Consider the following 17,732-nt stretch of genomic DNA (forward strand, 5'->3'; position numbering starts at 1 on the left):
GCGTCGGTGCGCGGTCGGATCGGCCGCGCTCGCTCCGAGACTTCTGCATCGGGGGCGGGGGTGCAAGACGTGGCGGCTGCACATCCGTGCCGCGCAACTCCTACCGGCGCCGGATCCGCCCGCCTAGCCTCCGAGGATGAACAGACCCCCTCGCACCCGCTGGAGCGTCATCGGCCAGCTCGGACCGGCCTTCGACGACGGCGGTCCGATGCTGCTGGTCGAGGCCCGATCGGCGTTCGGGCGCCGCCCGATGCACCGCGCCAAGGCGCAACTGCTGCTGTCGGCGCTCCGCCACCGCGCCCGCGAGCTCGGGGACCGCGCCGAGTACGTCCGCTCCGAGACCTTCGGCGAGGCCCTCGCCGGGCGCGACGACCTCGAGGTGATCGACCCGCCCACCCGCGGCGGCCGCCGCCTCGCCCGCAGGCTCGGCATGAGCGTTCTGCCCAGCCGCGGCTTCATCACGGCCGAGGAGGACTTCCGCGAGTGGGCGCTCTCCCGCTCGGGCAAGCGCCTGCTGCTGGAGGACTTCTACCGGTGGAGCCGCGAGCGCACCGGCGTGCTGATGCGCGGCGACCAGCCCGAGGGCGGCCGCTGGAACTACGACCACGACAACCGCCAGCCTCCGCCCAAGGGCGCCTCCCGGCTCGGCCTGCCCGACCCGTGGTGGCCGGAGGAGGACGACATCGACGAGGAGGTGCGCGCCGACCTCGCGCGCTGGGAGGCCGAGGGGGCGGTCCGCCTGGTCGGCGCCGACGGTCCGCGCCGCTTCGCCGCGACGCCCGCCGAGGCAGAGGCGGCGCTCGCCGACTTCGTGTCGTCGCGGCTGGGCGACTTCGGGACCTACGAGGACGCGATGCTCTCGGGCGACTGGACGATGGCGCACTCGCTGCTCAGCGCCCCGATGAACCTCGGCGTGCTCGATCCGCGGACGGTCGTCGAGGCGGCCGAGGCGGAGTACGCCGCCGGGGGCGCGCCGATCGCGGCGACGGAGGGGTTCATCCGCCAGATCCTCGGCTGGCGCGACTACGTCTGGAACCTGTTCTGGCACCTCGGGCCGGAGTACCGGAACCGCAGCCGTGCGCTCGGCGCCTCCACACCGCTGCCCGCGGAGCTGCTCGCTCTCGACCCGAGCGGCATCGAGGCGAACTGCCTGCACGAGACGCTCGACGACGTGCACCGGCACGGCTGGGCGCACCACATCCAGCGCCTGATGGTGCTCGGCAACTGGGGACTGCAGCGGGGGTGGGATCCGGCGGAGCTCAACGACTGGTTCGTGGACGTCTTCGTCGACGGCACGGAGTGGGTGATGCCGGCGAACGTGATCGGGATGTCCCAGCACGCCGACGGCGGCGTCGTCGCGACGAAGCCGTACGCCTCGGGCGGCGCCTACATCAACCGGATGTCCGACTACTGCGGCGGCTGCCGCTTCGACCCGAAGGTGCGCCTGGGCGAGAACGCCTGCCCGGTGACCGCCGGGTACTGGGCCTTCCTCGACCGGGCCGAGCCGGTCCTCCGCGGCAACCACCGGATGGCCCAGCCCCTCGCGGGCCTGCGCCGCCTCGCGGACCGCGAAGCGGTGGTCGACCAGGAGCGCCTGCGCGAGACGTACTGACGCGGGGCCGGCGGCGCGCCCGCCGCTACTCCGCGCGCACGAAGCGCGACACGGTGACCGCGACCGTCACCGCGGTCGTCCCCTCCACCGCCGCGAGCCGAGCGTCCAGCGCCTCGGGATCCACGTGGTGGGCACTCGGCCCCATCAGCACCTCGGCGCGCAGCTCGTCGACGCTCATCAGCACCGTCGTGTCGAGCTCGATGCGCTCCTCGAGCGCGAACCCCGCCAGCTGCTCGTCGAGCCGCTCCGCCTTGCCGGCGTCGATGCCGAGCATCCCGAACCGCTCGCGGATCTCGTGCAGGTGCCTCTCGCGCGGAGTGACGACGACGGCGACGCCGCCCGGACGGAGCACCCGCCGCATCTCCGGGGCGTTCCGCGGCGCGAAGACGGTGAGCAGCGCGTCGGCGGAGGCGTCGGCCAGCGGGAGGGGCTGCCAGAGGTCCGCGGTCGCGATCGCCGCCCGGGGGTGCGCGCGGGCGGCGCGGCGGGCGGCCGGGGCCGAGAGGTCCAGGCCCAGCCCGTCCGCCGCCGGATGCGCCTCGAGCGCGGCCGCGAGGTACGCCCCGGTGCCGCAGCCGAGGTCGACCACGAGCCGCGCGCCGGCGGGGACGGCCGCGGCGACCGCGTCCTGGATCACCCGGTAGTGGCCGGAGCCGAGCAGGTCGGCGCGGGCCTGCACCATCGCCGCGGTGTCGCCCGAGGTCGCGTGCCTCCCGCGCAGCAGCGAGGCGTAGCCCTGGCGCGCGAGGTCGGCGCTGTGCCCGAGGGGGCAGCGGAGCGAGGAGGGGCGGGGGAGCGCGTCGGGGGCGAGCGCGCCGCCGCAGACCGGGCAGGCGAGGGCGGGCAGCACCGTCGATCCGGGTCGGGCGGCCGGATCGAACGCGCTCACTCCGCTCCGGGCGTGCGCGCCCGCATGGCGGTGACCGCCGCGTTCAGCGTCGCGATGGTCGGCACCGCGAACAGCGCCCCGGCGAGCCCGGCCACCTCGAGCCCGGTCGCGACTCCGAGCACCACGGCGAGCGGATGCACCTTCACGGCGGTCCCGAGGATGAGCGGCTGCAGCACGTGCCCCTCGAGCAGGTGCACCAGGATCACGACGCCGACCATCACCAGCGCGGCGACGGGCCCGCTGAACAGCAGCGCGACCAGTGCGGCGAGCGCACCGGTCACGATCGCGCCGAGGATAGGGACGAACGAGCCGAGGAACACCACGATCGCGATCGGCACGACGAGCGGCAGCTGCAGCGCGAGCGCGCCGATGCCGATGCCGACGGCGTTGATCCCGGCGACGCCGAGCTGCGCGATCACGAACTGGCTGAGGGTCCGCCAGCCGGCGGCGCCGCCGCGCCCGCCCGGCGATGGAGCGCGGCGGGGGAGGAGGCGGAGGAACCAGTGCCAGATGCGGCGGCCGTCGAGGAGCAGGAAGATCAGCGAGAACAGGGTGAGGAGGGTTCCGGCGAAGACCTCGGCCAGCTGGGAGCCGACGGCGAGGGCCCCGGACGCGATCGTCGACGCCTGCGCGTCGGCCCAGTCGACCGCGCGCTGCGCCCAGTCCGAGAGCTGGACGTCCGAGAACGACAGCGGCGGGCTCCGCAGCCACGCCTCGACGCCGTCGACCGCGTCGAGAGCGCGCTGCCCCACTCCGCTGAAGCCGGAGCGCGACTGCACGATCACCAGCCCGACGAGGCCGGTCAGCAGGAGGAGCATCAGGACGATCGAGACCAGGACCGCGAGCGGGCGGGGGAGCCGCAGGCGCTCGAGCCGGTTCCGCAGCGGGGTGAGGAGCGCGGTGAGCAGCAGCGCGATCAGCACCGGCACGACGATCACGGGCAGCAGCGAGACGAGGCGCACGAGGAGGTAGAGGAGCCCGGCGACGGCGAGGAAGCGCCACGACCAGGCGGCGGCGATCCGCATCCCGGTCGAGACGTCGCTCGAGGCGTCGTCCGGCGAGTCCGCGAGGGCCGGAGCCGGGACCGCTGCCGGGGGAGCGGCGTCCGCAGGCGGGGTCGTCGCCGTGCCGTGCCGCTCGTCGCGCGCTCGCCGTCCCCGCATGACCCCTCCGATCCTCTCGCAGTGTACGGCTGAGCGGCCGTCCGGGACCGGGAGAGAGCCCGGGGGCGCCGCGCCTGGCCGGATCGGGGCACCGGATGCACCGGCAACGGCTCGTCCGGAGGGCGGAACGCGCCGGATCGCGCCGTCTCCGCCCCGTTCCCCGCCTCGGCCGCGGGAGGCCGGTCCGCGCCGGTAGCGTCGCGCGGGTCGATGCCGAGCGAGGAGGGCGACGGATGCTGGAGGCGGTTCTCGCGATCGCCGGGTGGTGCGCGGGCGCGGTGCTCGTCGTCAGCGGTGCCCTGAAGCTCGGCCGCGCGGAGCGGTTCCGGGCGACCCTCGAGGCGCTCGGGGTCCCCCTCCTCCTCCGGCGCCGCGGCTGGTTCGCGGCCGCCTTCCCCGTCGTCGAGATCGCGCTGGGCGCCGCGGTGGTGCTGGCGCCCGCTCCGGCGCACCGTACCGCCCTCGTGCCGGTGGCGCTCCTCGACGCCGTGTTCCTCGTCGTCGCCGTCCGCGCGGTCCGCGCGGCGGAGGACGTCGACTGCGAGTGCTTCGGCGGTCTGGGCTCGGCGCGGATGACCGGACGCACCGTCGCGAGGAACGCGGTGCTGCTCGCGCTGGCGGTCGCCGGGGCGCTCGGCGGGCTCGCTCCGGCCGCGCTGCTCGGCGGCGGCGGTGCCTCGGCGGCGGCGTCCGGGCTCGCCGCCGCTCTCGCCGCGGTCTCGCTCGTGCTGGTGCGCGACCGCCGTGCGGCGTCGACGGCCGCTCGCGTCCGGGCGGCCGCCCGCCTGTCCGCAGCCGACAGGGAGTCCGCGCCGGGGCCCGCGCATGAGGGCGACCTCTCGGCCGCCGACCTCGCGTTCGTCACGGTGGCCGGCGAGCTCCTGACGCTCGAGGAGCTGTCCCGCCCGGCGACGCACCTCGTCTTCTTCTCGCCTTCGTGCGCCGCCTGCCACGAGCTCGTCGAGCGCTTCCGCTGGTGGCCCCACGGCCTGCGCCCGGGCGAGGAGCTGCTGCCCGTCCTTCTCGGCAGCCGCGAGGACTTCGCGGTGCACGCCGTCTACGGGCCGCTCGTCGACCACGCCCTCTACGATCCGGAGGGCCGCGTCGCCGCCGTCCTCGGCCGAGCAGGGACGCCGGGCCACGTGCTCCTCACGCCCGAGCGTCCGCTCGGCGACGGCTGGACCTCGGGAGCCGCGTCGATCGAGGCGCGCGTGCTCCGGCCCGGGTTCCTCGCCGAGCTGCAGGCGGGCGGCCCGGACCCGGCTCCGGCGGCGGGCGGCGCGGTACCGGCGGGGTGACGACGGCCGGAGGGCGGAGCAGGGCCGACGACGACCGACCGAGGGCGGCCGGGCTCAGCGGCGCTCGAACTCGCCGGACATCGAGCCGTGCACGGGGTGGGCGGGATCGTCACCGACGGCGCGGGAGGGATCGTCGATCTCGACGGCGCGGGACGGGGCCTCCTCGTCGCTCGCGTCGAGGCCGAAGCCGTCCTCGAGCAGCTCCTGGGCGATGCGGCTCGAGAGGCCGCTCCTCTCGCCCGGTCCGGGGTCGCTCTCCGGGTCGACGGGGGCGGCGAACGCCTGCTCGAGTCCGGACGCCGGCATCCCGGCGTCGTCGATCGAGTCGGCTCGTCCGTCGGAGGGTCCTCGTGCAGGTCTCGGCATGCGCCCGAGCGTAGAGGACAGGCCCCTGAAGGTCGACGCTCCGTCGCGCACTGCCTGGCCGCCTGCGCGCCGGGTCAGTCGTGCAGCGACCAGGAGTGGGGAGCGACCTGGACGCCGCCGACGGTCGCCGTCTCGTCGCCGATGTTCAGCGCGAGCCGCGCGGTGCGTCCCCCAGGGCCCTCCGCCACGAGCATCACGGCGGTGTTGGAGAGGTCGACCGTGCGGGTGCTCGCGCCGACCAGCCACGGGTTCCGTCGGCGGAACGCGACGACCTCCTGGTGGGCCCGGTAGGCCTCCCCGCCCGGCCACTCGGCGGGATCGGCCGGGAACTCCGGGCGGATCGCGTCGTCGCCGCCGATCCGCTCCTCCTTGACGCCGCGCAGGCCCCGCTCGTCGCCGGAGTAGATGCTCGGCACGCCGGCGACGAAGCCGAGGATCGCCGTGGCGTGGCCGTGGTGGCGCTCGTCGCTGACGGCGCTGGCGATCCGGGTCACGTCGTGGTTGCCGACGAAGGTCAGGGGCAGGAACTCGCGGACGAAGTCGTCGTGGCGCTTCAGGGACCAGGCCAGCTCGAAGAGGTTCGCCTCCTCGAGGGAGTTGCGGACGGCCTTCCAGAGCTCGTACTGCGTGACCGAGTCGAGCCCCGACTCCCGCACGTAGCCGGTGTAGTCGCCGTGGATGACCTCGCCGACGAACCACGCGTCGGGGAAGCGCTGCCGCACCGGGTCGATCGCCGCGTGCCAGGCCGCCGGCGCGACCGCGTACGCCGCGTCGAGCCGCCAGCCGTCGATGCCCCGCTCGAGCCAGTGCGCGAGCACGGAGGACACGTGCTCCGCGACCTCGGGGTTCCCGTTGTCGAGCTCGACCAGGGCGTCGTGCCCCTCGAACACGTCGACGCGGAGGCCGTCGACCTCCTGCGACCGCTCGCTGCGGGAGAAGCGCGCCGCCTCGGGGGAGCCCTCGCCGGCCGCGACGGCGGCACGCCACCAGGGGTGCTCCCGTCCCACGTGGTTGAAGACCCCGTCGAGCAGCACCCGGATCCCGCGCTCGCGGCACGCGGCGATCAGCGCGTCGAGGTCTGCCTCGTCGCCGAGGCGGGGATCGATCCGGAAGTGGTCGACCGTGTCGTAGCCGTGGGTGGAGGAGGCGAAGACCGGCCCGAGCAGCAGCCCGTTGCAGCCCAGCGCCAGCAGGTCGTCGAGCCAGGGGAGCAGGGCGCGGAGGCGGTGCTGCGGCTCGTCGTCCGGACCCGGACCCTCCGAGGCGCTCGCCTCGGCGCCCGTGAAGCCGAGCGGGTAGACGTGCCACCAGATCGCCGTCGAGATCCAACCGTCCGTCTGAGCCATCGTGGCCGTCCTCCCGGCCCGCTCGGGCGCGGGCCGCCGTCACTGTAGCGAGGCGGGCTGGACCGGAGCCGCGCCCGCTCACGGGCCGGGCCGCAGGGCGGTGATCCAGGCCAGCACGGCCAGGCCCGCCCGCACGGAGGCGGGTGCCGTGACGGAGCAGACGAGCAGTGCGAGAGCCGCGCAGGCGAGCCCGGCCACCGCGCTCCTCCGCTCGCCCGCCCACCGCAGCGCCCGCACGGACGCGATCACCGCGGCGACCGCCACGGCGACGGCGGGGAGGGCCCAGAGCGGATGCACGGAGGACGCGAGCGCGAGCAGGCCCAGCGCGAGCGCGGCGAGACCGGGCTCGTACGGCCGGTGGGCGGGAGGGTGCCGCCGGGGCGGCCGGGGGAGGGCCGCGTCGGCCGGAGCGGGTAGGGGGAGGAGTGCTGTCGTCGTCATGAGCCGATCCTCGTCAGGCCGCGGGCGGCGCGGAGAGGCGATCGGCGGATCGGTGGACGAGGGGCGCCGAGCGCCTCCTGTGGAGGGACCGACCGGCGCGATCGGCGTCGTTCCGGGCGTCTCGAGGCCGGAATCGCCGGAGATCCGGGGCGGGGCTGGTAGGTTACCGACGGTCCGACCGGTTGAGGACGTCCGTCCCCGGCCGAGGACGATCCATCGAAACCAGCTGTTCCGACAGCGAGAACGTCCTGGGAGGACACTCCATGGCTGACAAGTCGCTCAACCGCACCGAGCTCGTCGCGAAGATCGCCGCCGACTCCGGCCAGAGCCAGGCCGCCGTCAACGGCGTCCTCGACTCGCTCTTCACCACCCTCGCCGACTCCGTGTCGAACGACGTGAAGGTCACCATCCCCGGCTGGATCGCCGTCGAGCGCACCTCCCGCGCCGCGCGCACCGGCCGCAACCCGCAGACCGGCGAGACCATCCAGATCGCCGCCGGCCACTCGGTCAAGGTCTCCGCGGGCACCAAGCTCAAGGCCGCCGCGAAGTAGTCGCGCCCTCCGACACGGCCCCGGCACTGCGCCGGGGCCGTCGTCGTCCGCGGACGCGGCCGCCGATCGTCCGCGGACGCGGCTGCCGATCAGCCGCGGAACGTAGGCTGGACCGGTGAATCGAACCGTCCGGATCGTCGGCCCTGCGCTCGTGCTCGTCGCCGCAGCGCTCGTCGCCCTCCTCGCGGCCCTGGCCTTCGGCGGGGGAGCCGCGGCTCCGCTGCTGAACGATCCCGGCCCCGTGGTCCGCTACGGCCTCCCGATCGCCAAGCTGGCCGTCAATCTCGGCGCCGCGGGCATGATCGGCTCGCTCGTGCTGACGCTGTTCGCGCTGAGCCCCCGCGCCGCCGCCGCCCGCGACGCCCAGTCCTCGTCCCGCGCCTCGACCGCTCACGCCTCCTCGCGCGGCGGCCAGTCCTCGCGCGGCGGCCAGTCCTCCTCCCGCGCCGGATCGACGCGCACCGCGGTCGCCCCCGCGCGCCCCGCGCCCGCCGAGGCCGCGCCCGAGCCGCGCACCGAGTTCTCGATCGCCCTCGACGTCGCCGCCGCCAGCGCCGCCTTCTTCGCGGCGGCCAGCGCGGTGACCGGGTTCCTCACCTTCCTCAACGTCACGCAGACGCCCCTGAGCCTCGACCGCGACTTCGGCACCAAGCTCAGCTACTTCATCGGCAGCATCGAGGTCGGCCAGGCCTGGCTCATCACGACTTTGCTCGCGGCCGTCGTCACTGTCCTCTGCTTCGCCGTCCGCAACCAGACCGCGCTCGTCTTCGTCACGGGCCTGGCCCTGCTCACGCTGCTGCCGATGGCGCAGCAGGGGCACGCGGCGGGAGCGAGCGGGCACGACGCCGCCGTCACGGCGCTGGGCCTGCACCTCGTCTTCGCGGCGATCTGGCTGGGCGGCCTCATCACCGTCATCGCCCTGCGGCCCCTGCTCGGCGGCTCCCGCCTGCTGCCCGTGATCGAGCGCTACTCCAGCCTCGCGCTGGTGAGCTTCGTCGTGGTCGCGGCGTCCGGGTACGTCAGCGCCGAGCTCCGGCTCGCCACTCTCGACAACCTGCTGACCGGCTACGGGATCCTCGTGCTGGTCAAGGTCGCGGCGCTGGTCGCGCTGGGCCTGTTCGGCGTTCTGCAGCGCCGCTACCTCATCGAGCGGATGCGGAAGGCCGGCGGTGTCGGCGGCCGCAGCTTCTGGTGGCTCGTCGGCGCCGAGATCGCCTTCATGGGGATCGCGTCCGGAGTCGCCGCGGCTCTCGCGCGCACCGCGACCCCGGTCGACCAGATCGCCGCGAGCCAGCTCACGGATCCGACCCCGGCCCAGCTGCTGACGGGCGAGCCCCTGCCGCCGCCCGCGAGCGCGATGAACTTCCTCACGCTCTGGAACATCGACCTGGTCTGGCTCCTGGTCTGCTCCTTCGCCATCGCGTTCTACGTCGCCGGAGTGGTGCGCCTGCACCGCCGGGGTGACCGCTGGCCCCTGCACCGCACGATCCTCTGGATCGCGGGCATGCTCCTCCTGGCCTACATCACGAACGGCGGGGTGAACGCGTACGAGAAGTACCTGTTCAGCGCCCACATGCTCTCGCACATGGTCCTCACCATGGCGGTGCCGCTGCTGCTCGTCCCGGCGGCACCGGTCACGCTCATCGCCCGCGCCGCCGCCCGCCGCACCGACGGCTCCCGCGGTGCCCGCGAGTGGGTGCTGCTCGCCGTGCACTCGCGCTTCGCCACCGCGATCTCGCACCCGATCGTCGCCGCGCTGCTGTTCGTCGGGTCGCTCTGGGGCTTCTACTACTCCCCGCTGTTCCGCTGGGCCACCACGGACCACATCGGCCACGAGTGGATGATCGTCCACTTCCTGATCACCGGCTACCTCTTCGTCAGCGTCCTGATCGGAGTGGACCCGAGCGTGCACCGCGTGCCCTACGCGATGCGCCTCCTGCTGCTGCTGGGCACCATGGCGTTCCACGCCTTCTTCGGCCTCGCACTGATGACGGGGGAGGGGCTGCTCCTCGCCGACTGGTACGGAGCGATGGGCTGGGGCACCTCCGCGCTCGCCGATCAGCAGGCGGCCGGCGGCATCGCGTGGAGCATCGGCGAGATCCCCACCCTCGCGCTCGCGATCGTCGTCGCGATGATGTGGAGCCGCTCCGACGCCCGCGAGACCAAGCGCCGCGACCGCCAGGCCGACCGCACCGGAGAGGCCGAGCTCACGGCCTACAACGACCGCCTGGCCGCCCTCCAGAAGCGCGGCTGATCCGCGCCCGGGCCCCGGGGTCCTGGCGGCCCGCGGGTACAGTGGAGCGGTGACTCAGCCGACCCTCTCCGACGAGCAGCAGCGGGTCTTCGACCTCATCGAGAACACGCGCGAGCACCTGTTCGTCACGGGTCGCGCGGGCACGGGCAAGTCCACCCTGCTCAACCACCTGAGCTGGAACACCGACAAGCAGATCGTCATCTGCGCCCCCACCGGCGTCGCGGCGCTGAACGTCGGCGGCCAGACCATCCACTCGCTCTTCCGACTGCCGATCGGCGTCATCGCCGACTCCGACCTCGACCAGCCGCCCGAGCTGCGCAAGCTCCTCAACACCATCGACACGCTCGTCATCGACGAGATCTCCATGGTCAACGCCGACCTGCTCGACGGGATCGACCGCAGCCTCCGGCAGGCGCGGCAGCGGCGCTCCGAGCCGTTCGGGGGCGTGCAGGTCGTCCTCTTCGGCGACCCGTTCCAGCTCGCACCCGTTCCCGGCGATCCGGAGGAGCGCGCCTACTTCGCCGACCGCTACCGCTCGCTGTGGTTCTTCGACGCCCTCGTTTGGCACGAGGCGCCGCTGCGGATCGTCGAGCTCGGCCGGATCCACCGGCAGAGCGATGAGCGCTTCAAGTGGATGCTCAACGCGGTCCGCTTCGGCATGGTGACGAAGGAGATCGCCGACGTGCTGAACGCCGCGGGCGCGCGGACGCCTCCGGCGGACGACGCGATCACGCTCGCGACCCGCAACGACACGGTCAACCGCATCAACCAGGCGGCGCTCGCGCGGCTGAAGGGCCCGCTGAAGACCGCGTCGGCCGAGATCAGCGGCGACTTCGGCGGGCGCGCCTATCCAGCGGACCAGAACCTCGAGCTCAAGATCGGCGCGCACGTGATGTTCCTGCGCAACGACTCCGAGCAGCGCTGGGTGAACGGCACGATCGGCCGGGTGACGAAGGTCGCGGGAACGGTGTGGGTCGAGGTGGACGGCGAGGTCCACGAGGTCGAGCCCGCGACCTGGGAGCGCTACCGCTACTCCTACTCCGCCGCGACGAAGAAGCTCACCCGCGAGATCGTCGCCGAGTTCGCGCAGTTCCCGCTCCGCCTGGCGTGGGCGGTCACGATCCACAAGTCGCAGGGCAAGACCTACGACTCCGCCGTGGTCGACCTCGGGCAGCGCGCCTTCGCCCCCGGGCAGACCTACGTGGCGCTCAGCCGCATCACGAGCCTCGAGGGGCTCTACCTGACGCGGCCGCTCCGGCCGAGCGACATCATCGTCGACAAGGACGTGCTGCGCTTCATGTCCGAACGGCGAGCCGAGCCGGCCGCCGTCGCGGAGGCGTCCGCGGACTGACGCCCCGCGGAGGAGGTCGGAGCAGGCCCTCAGGCCGCCGCGCAGGTCCGGGCGAGATCGCGGAACAGCTCCGTCGTCAGCCGGTACGCCTCCGCGACCTCCGCGATGACCCGCTCCCGCTCCTCCTCGTCCCAGCCCGCGGCGTCGAGCTGCTCGCGGTAGGTGGCGCGGAAGGCCGACGGTGCGGCGATCTCGCCGAAGAGGAAGAAGCCGACGCCGTTGGTCTCGAAGCCGAACCGCCGCTGCAGCAGCCCGCGGACGATCGCGCAGCCGGAGAGGTCGCCGAGGTAGCGCGTGTAGTGGTGGGCGACGAAGCCGCCGCTCCAGCCCGAGGCCACGGTGCGGATCCGGTCGACGTAGGCGCTGGTCGAGGGCAGCGGGCGGATGCGCTCCCGCCAGTCCTCGCCGACGAGGAAGCGCAGGTCCTCCGCGATCGCGGGGAGCCGGGTGAGCTTGGCCGAGAGGAAGGGCTCCGCGACCGGATCGCCGGCCATGTCCTCCGCCACGGCCTCGAGGGCCTCGTAGACGAAGTAGTGCTGCGAGATGAGCGCGATGTAGTCGTCGCGGCTGCCGGAGCCGGTCATCAGCGAGGTCATGAAGGCGGCGCCCTCGTCGTCCGCGCCGGACTGCCCGATGCGCAGGCGCAGGGCCTCGGAGAACGGGATGACGTTCGACACGGTGGCCTCCCTCGACGACTGAGGTCTGCCTTACCTTAGCCGAGCGGGGCCGCCGGGACCAGAGGGCGTCAGTGCCCGTGTCCGCCGTCGACGACGGAGTGCATCATCCCGCCCATGTCGCCCGTACCGCCCGAGGAGGCGGCCATGGCGGGGGTGGCGAGGGCGGAGACGGTGAGCGCGCCGGCCAGGAGTCCGACGAGAGCTCGCGACGGCGAGACGGCCTTCTCCTCGACGCGCGGAGAGCGGAGCGAGACGGCCACCACGGCGACCGCGATCAGTTGGAGGGCCGCGGCGGCCAGCGCGGGGAGGGGCTCGGCGAGTGCGCCGAGGGCCAGAGCGAGGGCGAACGCCGCCAGGGAGGCGACCGCGACGACCAGCGCGGAGCGCGGAGCGACGATCCGGCCGCGCGCCAGGACGAGGACCGCCCAGAGGATCTCGACAGCACCGAGCGCTCCGATCACCGGGGCCTGCACACCCTCGCCGCCGGCGGCGAGCGAGAGGTGGACGAGCCCGGCGCCGAGTCCGGCGAAAGCGGCGTTGCAGCGGGCCACGGTGATCATGGCGGCTCCTTCGCTGGATCGAGGAAGAAGAGGAGGCCCCGGATCGACACACCGCATCGTGTCGTCCGGGGCCGTTCAGTCCGTCCGCCGCGGAAAACGGCGGGCCCACGGCGGACGGAGTAGAGGGGGGCGGCGGGTGCCGCCCGGGTCAGGCGGTGGCGGCGGTGCGCGTCCTCGCCGTCTTCTCGGTGCCGAGTCCGACTCCCAGGAGCACCAGCGCGCTGGCCAGGTGGAGGAAGTGGTCGGCGGTGTTCAGCGCCAGCACGTTCAGGGCGGTGTCGACCAGGAAGAAGCCGACGATGCCGAGCAGCAGGTACACCGCTCCGACGGTCACGTTGACGGTCTTCGCCGCGGCGACGGTCGACAGGCCCGCGATCAGCAGCGCGCCTCCGATGAGCAGGTGGGCGATGTTGTGCAGCGGGTTCACCTCGAAGACGCCGAGCAGGAGCCCGCCTTCGGTCGAGAGGAACTGCACGCCTCCGGTCACGACGAAGCCGAGGAGCCCGACGACGACGTAGACGGCTCCGAAGAGAGTCGCCAGCAGTCGATTGGGGGATCTGCGCATGGTCTCTTACCTCCTTCGAGCAGCGCCTCTGCGCTGTACTCCCTCTCTTCGTAACCCGGCGCCTGCCGGTTTGGGAACGGGGTGGACTCCGCCGGTCACGGTCAGGACACGAATCGCGATCGCGCGCTCAGCGGCCCTCTCCGGCCCGACGGAGCCCCCGTACAGTGGTGCCGTTCGCAGACGACGGGGGAGTCGCACGGCATGGGATCTCGCAGACGGACGCGGACGGGACTGCTCGTCGTCCCGGTCCTCGTGCTCGCACTGGCCGGCTGCACGCCCGCCGCCGCCTCGCGCGTGGCGGAGGCGCCCGCGCAGGCGGCGTCGGAGGAGCTCGCCTCCGCCCTGTCGGGGTTCCTCGACGAGACGGTCGGCGTCGCCGGCGCGACCGGAGCGGTCGCCGGGGTCTGGTCGCCGTGGGGCGGCAGCTGGGAGGGCGCGGTCGGCTGGGAGTCGGACGAGCGCACCACCGCCCTCACCACCGACGCGCACCTGCGGCTCGGCACCGGCGGCACCGAGGCGATGACCTGCGACGTGGTCCTCGCCCTCGCCGACTCCGGCCGGGTCGACCTCGACGCCGACGTCGGCGAGACGCTGCGCTCCCTGCCCGGCATCGACGGCCTCACGCTGCGCGAGCTCTGCGCGCACACCTCCGGCCTGGCCGACTTCCGCTCGGCGCTCTGGCCGACCGTGCTCCAGAACCCCCCGCGGCAGTGGCCGACGCTCGAGCTGCTCGCCGCGGCCCAGGTGCGCGGCGCCTCGGCCGAGCCTGGAGCGGCGTGGTCCGACTCCGCCACCGGTCCGCTGCTCGCCGGCATCGTCGCCGCGCAGGTGACCGGTCGGAGCATCGGGGAGCTCTACGACCAGTACGTGGTGCCGCGGTACGGGCTGCGGAGCACGGAGCTGCCCGGCGCCTCCGAGGTCGACCTGCCCGCTCCGTCCCCCCGCGGCTATGCGGTCGCGCTCGACCCGGCGACCGGGGAGAAGCGCTGCGACGTGCGCCTCGACGTCACCGCCGCGTCCCCGTCCGCCCTCGGCGCCGCCGGCGGAGCACTGACCGATCTGGAGGACCTCCGGCGGCTGGCGACGGGTCTCGCGGCCGATCCCGCGGACGACGCCATGTGGCGGGACCCGGTCGTCCAGGGCCAGGGCCGCGCCGACTACCTCCGCGCCGGGCTCGGCGGGCACGAGGCGGGACCCCTCCGCGGCTTCTCGGGCCTCGCGCCCGGCTTCGTCACCGCGGCGTACTCCGACCCGGTCTCGGGCCTGACCGTGGCCGTCTCGATCAACAGCTCGACGCCCGGCGGGGACTTCGCCGCGACGGTCGCCCGCACCCTGGCCGCCATCGCGGTCGAGCAGGGAGCCGCGGCGGGAGCCGAGGGCCTGCCCCAGCTCCCGTGGACGGCCGACGGCGAGCGCGGCGCCGTGCAGGGGACCCCGACGCGCTGCTGATCCGGCGGCGCCCTACTCTGGTGCCATGCCGATCACTCCCGACACCAAGGACTGGACCTGGGTCCTCGAGCGCCCGTGCCTCGAGTGCGGTTTCGACGCCTCGCTCGTCGACGCCGACGAGGTCGCCGAGCTCATCCGCGAGAACGCCGCCGCCTGGCCCTACGTGCTCGACCGCGACGACGCGGCGGGCCGGCCCGACGACGAGACCTGGTCGCCGCTCGAGTACGCCGCGCACGTGCGCGACGTGCACCGCATCTACCGCACCCGTGTGCAGCTGATGCTCGCCGGCGACGACCCGCTCTACCCCAACTGGGACCAGGACGTCACCGCCGTGGAGGAGCGCTACGACCAGCAGGACCCCGCGACGGTCGGCCGCGAGCTGGTCGAGGCGGCCGAGCGCATCGCCGAGGTGTTCGACTCCGTCGCCGGTGCCCAGTGGCAGCGCCGAGGCCGCCGCAGCGACGGCGCGGCGTTCACGGTCGACACGATCGCCCGCTACTACCTGCACGACGTCCAGCACCACCTGCACGACGTGCAGGGCTGAGCTCAGGTGTCGATGAGCTGGGGATTGAGGAACGAGAGCGTCCGCGCGTAGGCGAGCGCCGCGGAGGCGGGGCTGACCGCGTCGCGCAGGTTGCCGTTCGCGAAGTGCCGCTGCGTGTCCGGGTAGGTGTGCGCCGTGACCGGCGTCCCCGACTCCTTCAGCCGCCCGACGAACGACTCCGGGTCGTCGCCCGCGGGCCACTCGTCGCTCTGCGCGTAGTGCAGGAGGGTGGGGCACGGGACCAGCACGTGCTCCTCCCCACCGAGGGTGGCGTAGTACGCGACCACCGCGTCCACGAGCCCGGTGCCCGCGGCGAGCAGCCCGAGGCGGCCGCCGAAGCCGAAGCCGATGACGGCGCTGCGCGGCGCCCCGGCCGCGACTCCGGTGCCGACCGCCTCGGCGACGGCGGCGAGGGTGCGGTCCTGCGCGGCCATCGCGGCGAGGTCGCGCGCGTCCTCCGGGGCGAGCGTGGCCCAGCCGTCGTAGAGGTCGGGCACGAGCACGTGGTAGCCGTGCTTCGCCACGGCCTCGGCGAACGGCTCCAGCCACGGCAGGCGCCCGAACACGTCGTGCAGCACGACCACCACGGGCCGGCCGGGGTGCCCGTACTCGAGGGCGACGCCCGGCGACGGGATCTGGACGAGCTCTGTCACCCCTCCACCCTGCCCTCTGCGTCCCGCGATCCCGCGCGCTGCCGCGGATCCGCCCGGCGTGTCGCGTCGAAACGCCGCGCGGGCGCCTCACCGCTCCGCGCGGCCGTGCGGCTTCAGCGGCAGGACGACCTGCTCGCGCAAGTGCTCGTAGACGACCGAGGTGCGCACGTCGGCGACCTCGCGGCGCTGCGTCAGCTCGTCGATGACGAAGGCGTAGAGGTCCTGGTTGTCGCGGACGGCGACGTGGATGATGAAGTCCTCCGAGCCGGAGGTGACGAACACGCCGACCGTCTCGTCGAGGCCGGCGACCCAGTCGCGGAAGGCCTCGATGATCTCGCGCGACGGCGGACGGATGCGGACCGCGATCAGCGCCTGCACGCCGCACCCGAGGGCCGCGAAGTCGAGAGTGAGCGTCGCGCCGGTGATCACGCCGCGGCGCCGGAGGCTCCTCGTGCGGTCGAGGGCGGTGGTCGGCGAGACGTGCACGGCGGCTGCGAGGTCACGGTTCGTGATCCGTGCATCCGACTGCAGGACCTGCAGGATCCGGACGTCGAGTTCGTCGAGTGCCGCTCCTGGGCCGTTCTGCTGGTCGTTCATACGGAGATCCTGCCGCAGGGGACCCCTCCTGCCTACTGTTCGTGACGTCACTGCGCACGAACCGAGGAGCATCATGACCATCCCCGCCCCCGACGCCGTCGGCTTCCACCCCGACGAGATCGACACCGCCGCGCCCACCCGCTCGGCCCGCCTCAAGTGGGTGGTCGTCGTCGACGAGTCCCTCCCCGCCGGCCGCGCCGTGAACGCCGCGATCTGCGTGGGCGCCGCGACGGCCGCGCACGTCGCGGGGCTGCTCGGACCGAGCCCCGCCGACGCGTCCGGATCGCTGCATCCCGGTCTGCCGTGGGCCGGCTGCACGGTCCTCGCCGCCGACGCGGCGACCCTGCTCGCGATCCGCGCGAAGGCCGAGGCGCACGACGGGACGTTCGTCGCCGACACGCCCGCGTCGGCGCAGGCCACCCGGGTGTACGACGAGTACCGGGAGGCGGTGGCGGCGAGCGGCTCCGACGAGCTGCAGTACCTCGCGGTCAGCCTGGTGGGGCCGAGGAACCGGATCGACAGGATCGTCGGGCGGCTGCCGCTGCTGGGCTGACGGACACCGCGGGGCTGCCGGACGCCGCTGCGCTGACGGACGCCGCTGCAGCGCCGGAGGAGGAGCCGCTCGCATCGGGCCGGAGGACCGGCCGCAGACGAGGGGAGAGGAGAGCGAGTGACGGGAATCGAACCCGCGCCATCTGCTTGGGAAGCAGAAGTTCTACCATTGAACTACACTCGCGCGGCGCCGCTCGGGCGCACCAGGACATCGTAGCAAGGCCCGGAGCCGGCCCACGCCCCGGGGTCGCGCCACGCCCTAGGATCGCAGCGTGCTCCTCTCCGACCGCGACATCTCGCTCGAACTCGCCTCCGGCCGCGTGGGGCTCGCCCCGCACGATCCGTCGATGCTGCAGCCGTCGTCCGTCGATGTGCGCCTCGACCGCTTCTTCCGGTTGTTCGACAACCACCGCTACCCGTACATCGATCCGGCCGAGGACCAGCCCGAGCTGACCCGCCTGGTCGAGACGCCGCAGGGCGAGCCGTTCATCCTCCACCCGGGAGAGTTCGTGCTCGGCTCGACCTACGAGGAGGTGTCGCTGCCGGACGACATCGCGGCGCGCCTCGAGGGCAAGAGCTCGCTCGGACGGCTCGGACTGCTGACCCACTCGACCGCCGGGTTCATCGATCCGGGCTTCACCGGCCACGTCACCCTCGAGCTCAGCAACGTCGCGACGCTCCCCATCACGCTCTGGCCGGGGATGAAGATCGGCCAGATGTGCTTCTTCCGCCTCAGCTCGCCCGCCGAGAAGCCCTACGGCTCGGCGGAGTACAGCTCGCGGTACCAGGGCCAGCGCGGTCCGACCGCGTCGCGGTCGGCGCTCAACTTCCACCGCACGGACGTCTACACCGACTGACTCCGGC

19 protein-coding genes and 1 tRNA gene are annotated in these 17,732 nt (G+C 73.8%); 9 read left to right on the forward strand and 11 right to left on the reverse strand.

The window, feature by feature from the left end; genetic code table 11:
• Nucleotides 1-136: 136 nt before the first annotated feature.
• The gene (locus C5C55_RS04570) at nucleotides 137-1,612 is read left to right on the forward strand and encodes a cryptochrome/photolyase family protein (RefSeq protein ID WP_104233066.1); all 1,476 of its coding nucleotides are present in this window, start codon (nucleotides 137-139) and stop codon (nucleotides 1,610-1,612) included.
• A 25-nt stretch (nucleotides 1,613-1,637) separates the two neighbouring features.
• Here C5C55_RS04570 and C5C55_RS04575 read toward each other — a convergent pair whose 3' ends face one another.
• Both C5C55_RS04575 and C5C55_RS04580 read right to left on the reverse strand, forming a co-directional pair.
• A complete protein-coding gene (locus C5C55_RS04575) occupies nucleotides 1,638-2,501 on the reverse strand; it encodes a methyltransferase domain-containing protein (protein ID WP_104233067.1) in 864 nt (287 codons plus the stop codon).
• The gene (locus C5C55_RS04580; protein ID WP_104233068.1) at nucleotides 2,498-3,664 is read right to left on the reverse strand and encodes an AI-2E family transporter; all 1,167 of its coding nucleotides are present in this window, start codon (nucleotides 3,662-3,664) and stop codon (nucleotides 2,498-2,500) included. The genes C5C55_RS04575 and C5C55_RS04580 overlap by 4 nt, the downstream gene beginning before the upstream one ends.
• 233 nt (nucleotides 3,665-3,897) lie before the next feature.
• On the opposite strand from C5C55_RS04580, the gene C5C55_RS04585 reads away from it, so the two are divergent.
• The gene (locus tag C5C55_RS04585; protein WP_104233069.1) at nucleotides 3,898-4,962 is read left to right on the forward strand and encodes a MauE/DoxX family redox-associated membrane protein; all 1,065 of its coding nucleotides are present in this window, start codon (nucleotides 3,898-3,900) and stop codon (nucleotides 4,960-4,962) included.
• A 54-nt stretch (nucleotides 4,963-5,016) separates the two neighbouring features.
• On the opposite strand, the gene C5C55_RS04590 is transcribed toward C5C55_RS04585, so the two are convergent.
• The 3 genes from C5C55_RS04590 to C5C55_RS16280 all read right to left on the reverse strand — a co-directional run bounded on the left by C5C55_RS04590 (nucleotide 5,017) and on the right by C5C55_RS16280 (nucleotide 7,115).
• The gene (locus tag C5C55_RS04590; protein WP_146078496.1) at nucleotides 5,017-5,328 is read right to left on the reverse strand and encodes a hypothetical protein; all 312 of its coding nucleotides are present in this window, start codon (nucleotides 5,326-5,328) and stop codon (nucleotides 5,017-5,019) included.
• Between the two features lie 74 nt (nucleotides 5,329-5,402).
• A complete protein-coding gene (locus C5C55_RS04595) occupies nucleotides 5,403-6,674 on the reverse strand; it encodes an alpha-amylase family glycosyl hydrolase (protein ID WP_104233071.1) in 1,272 nt (423 codons plus the stop codon).
• A gap of 78 nt (nucleotides 6,675-6,752) precedes the next feature.
• Nucleotides 6,753-7,115, reverse strand: coding sequence for a hypothetical protein (locus tag C5C55_RS16280; protein ID WP_104288973.1), 363 nt, complete (start codon nucleotides 7,113-7,115; stop codon nucleotides 6,753-6,755).
• A gap of 263 nt (nucleotides 7,116-7,378) precedes the next feature.
• Here C5C55_RS16280 and C5C55_RS04605 point away from each other — a divergent pair, with 263 nt between their 5' ends.
• From C5C55_RS04605 to C5C55_RS04615, 3 genes are all read left to right on the forward strand, one after another.
• Entirely contained in the window at nucleotides 7,379-7,666 is a 288-nt protein-coding gene (locus C5C55_RS04605) for an HU family DNA-binding protein (RefSeq protein ID WP_056037903.1), read from the forward strand.
• A 115-nt stretch (nucleotides 7,667-7,781) separates the two neighbouring features.
• Nucleotides 7,782-9,920, forward strand: coding sequence for a bifunctional copper resistance protein CopD/cytochrome c oxidase assembly protein (locus tag C5C55_RS04610; RefSeq protein ID WP_258072498.1), 2,139 nt, complete (start codon nucleotides 7,782-7,784; stop codon nucleotides 9,918-9,920).
• Nucleotides 9,921-9,969: 49 nt separating this feature from the next.
• The gene (locus C5C55_RS04615; RefSeq protein WP_104233073.1) at nucleotides 9,970-11,271 is read left to right on the forward strand and encodes an ATP-dependent RecD-like DNA helicase; all 1,302 of its coding nucleotides are present in this window, start codon (nucleotides 9,970-9,972) and stop codon (nucleotides 11,269-11,271) included.
• Between the two features lie 29 nt (nucleotides 11,272-11,300).
• Here C5C55_RS04615 and C5C55_RS04620 read toward each other — a convergent pair whose 3' ends face one another.
• The 3 genes from C5C55_RS04620 to C5C55_RS04630 form a co-directional block, all read right to left on the reverse strand.
• On the reverse strand, nucleotides 11,301-11,948 hold the full coding sequence (locus C5C55_RS04620; RefSeq protein ID WP_104226125.1) for a heme oxygenase (biliverdin-producing): 648 nt from the start codon (nucleotides 11,946-11,948) through the stop codon (nucleotides 11,301-11,303).
• A gap of 68 nt (nucleotides 11,949-12,016) precedes the next feature.
• A complete protein-coding gene (locus C5C55_RS04625) occupies nucleotides 12,017-12,508 on the reverse strand; it encodes a hypothetical protein (protein ID WP_104233074.1) in 492 nt (163 codons plus the stop codon).
• 148 nt (nucleotides 12,509-12,656) lie between these two features.
• Entirely contained in the window at nucleotides 12,657-13,073 is a 417-nt protein-coding gene (locus tag C5C55_RS04630; RefSeq protein WP_104222905.1) for a DUF4383 domain-containing protein, read from the reverse strand.
• Nucleotides 13,074-13,274: 201 nt separating this feature from the next.
• Between C5C55_RS04630 and C5C55_RS04635 the strand changes: the two genes are divergently transcribed.
• Together C5C55_RS04635 and C5C55_RS04640 are read left to right on the forward strand one after the other, a co-directional pair.
• Nucleotides 13,275-14,522, forward strand: coding sequence for a serine hydrolase (locus C5C55_RS04635; protein WP_104233075.1), 1,248 nt, complete (start codon nucleotides 13,275-13,277; stop codon nucleotides 14,520-14,522).
• A 25-nt stretch (nucleotides 14,523-14,547) separates the two neighbouring features.
• Nucleotides 14,548-15,066: a DinB family protein gene (locus C5C55_RS04640; RefSeq protein ID WP_104222903.1), complete on the forward strand. Its 519-nt coding sequence runs from the start codon at nucleotides 14,548-14,550 to the stop codon at nucleotides 15,064-15,066.
• A 2-nt stretch (nucleotides 15,067-15,068) separates the two neighbouring features.
• Here C5C55_RS04640 and C5C55_RS04645 read toward each other — a convergent pair whose 3' ends face one another.
• Together C5C55_RS04645 and C5C55_RS04650 are read right to left on the reverse strand one after the other, a co-directional pair.
• Complete coding sequence (locus C5C55_RS04645) at nucleotides 15,069-15,719, reverse strand: dienelactone hydrolase family protein (protein WP_104233076.1); 651 nt, start codon at nucleotides 15,717-15,719, stop codon at nucleotides 15,069-15,071.
• Between the two features lie 87 nt (nucleotides 15,720-15,806).
• Complete coding sequence (locus C5C55_RS04650) at nucleotides 15,807-16,316, reverse strand: Lrp/AsnC family transcriptional regulator (RefSeq protein ID WP_104233077.1); 510 nt, start codon at nucleotides 16,314-16,316, stop codon at nucleotides 15,807-15,809.
• A 73-nt stretch (nucleotides 16,317-16,389) separates the two neighbouring features.
• Here C5C55_RS04650 and C5C55_RS04655 point away from each other — a divergent pair, with 73 nt between their 5' ends.
• A complete protein-coding gene (locus C5C55_RS04655; RefSeq protein ID WP_104233078.1) occupies nucleotides 16,390-16,869 on the forward strand; it encodes a DUF2000 domain-containing protein in 480 nt (159 codons plus the stop codon).
• Nucleotides 16,870-16,981: 112 nt separating this feature from the next.
• On the opposite strand, the gene C5C55_RS04660 is transcribed toward C5C55_RS04655, so the two are convergent.
• Nucleotides 16,982-17,052, reverse strand: a tRNA-Gly gene (locus C5C55_RS04660).
• 88 nt (nucleotides 17,053-17,140) lie between these two features.
• On the opposite strand from C5C55_RS04660, the gene dcd reads away from it, so the two are divergent.
• Entirely contained in the window at nucleotides 17,141-17,725 is a 585-nt protein-coding gene (dcd, locus tag C5C55_RS04665) for a dCTP deaminase (protein ID WP_104222898.1), read from the forward strand.
• Nucleotides 17,726-17,732: the final 7 nt, after the last annotated feature.

The sequence above is a fragment of the Rathayibacter sp. AY1C2 genome, from assembly GCF_002931195.1.
GTDB lineage: Bacteria > Actinomycetota > Actinomycetes > Actinomycetales > Microbacteriaceae > Rathayibacter.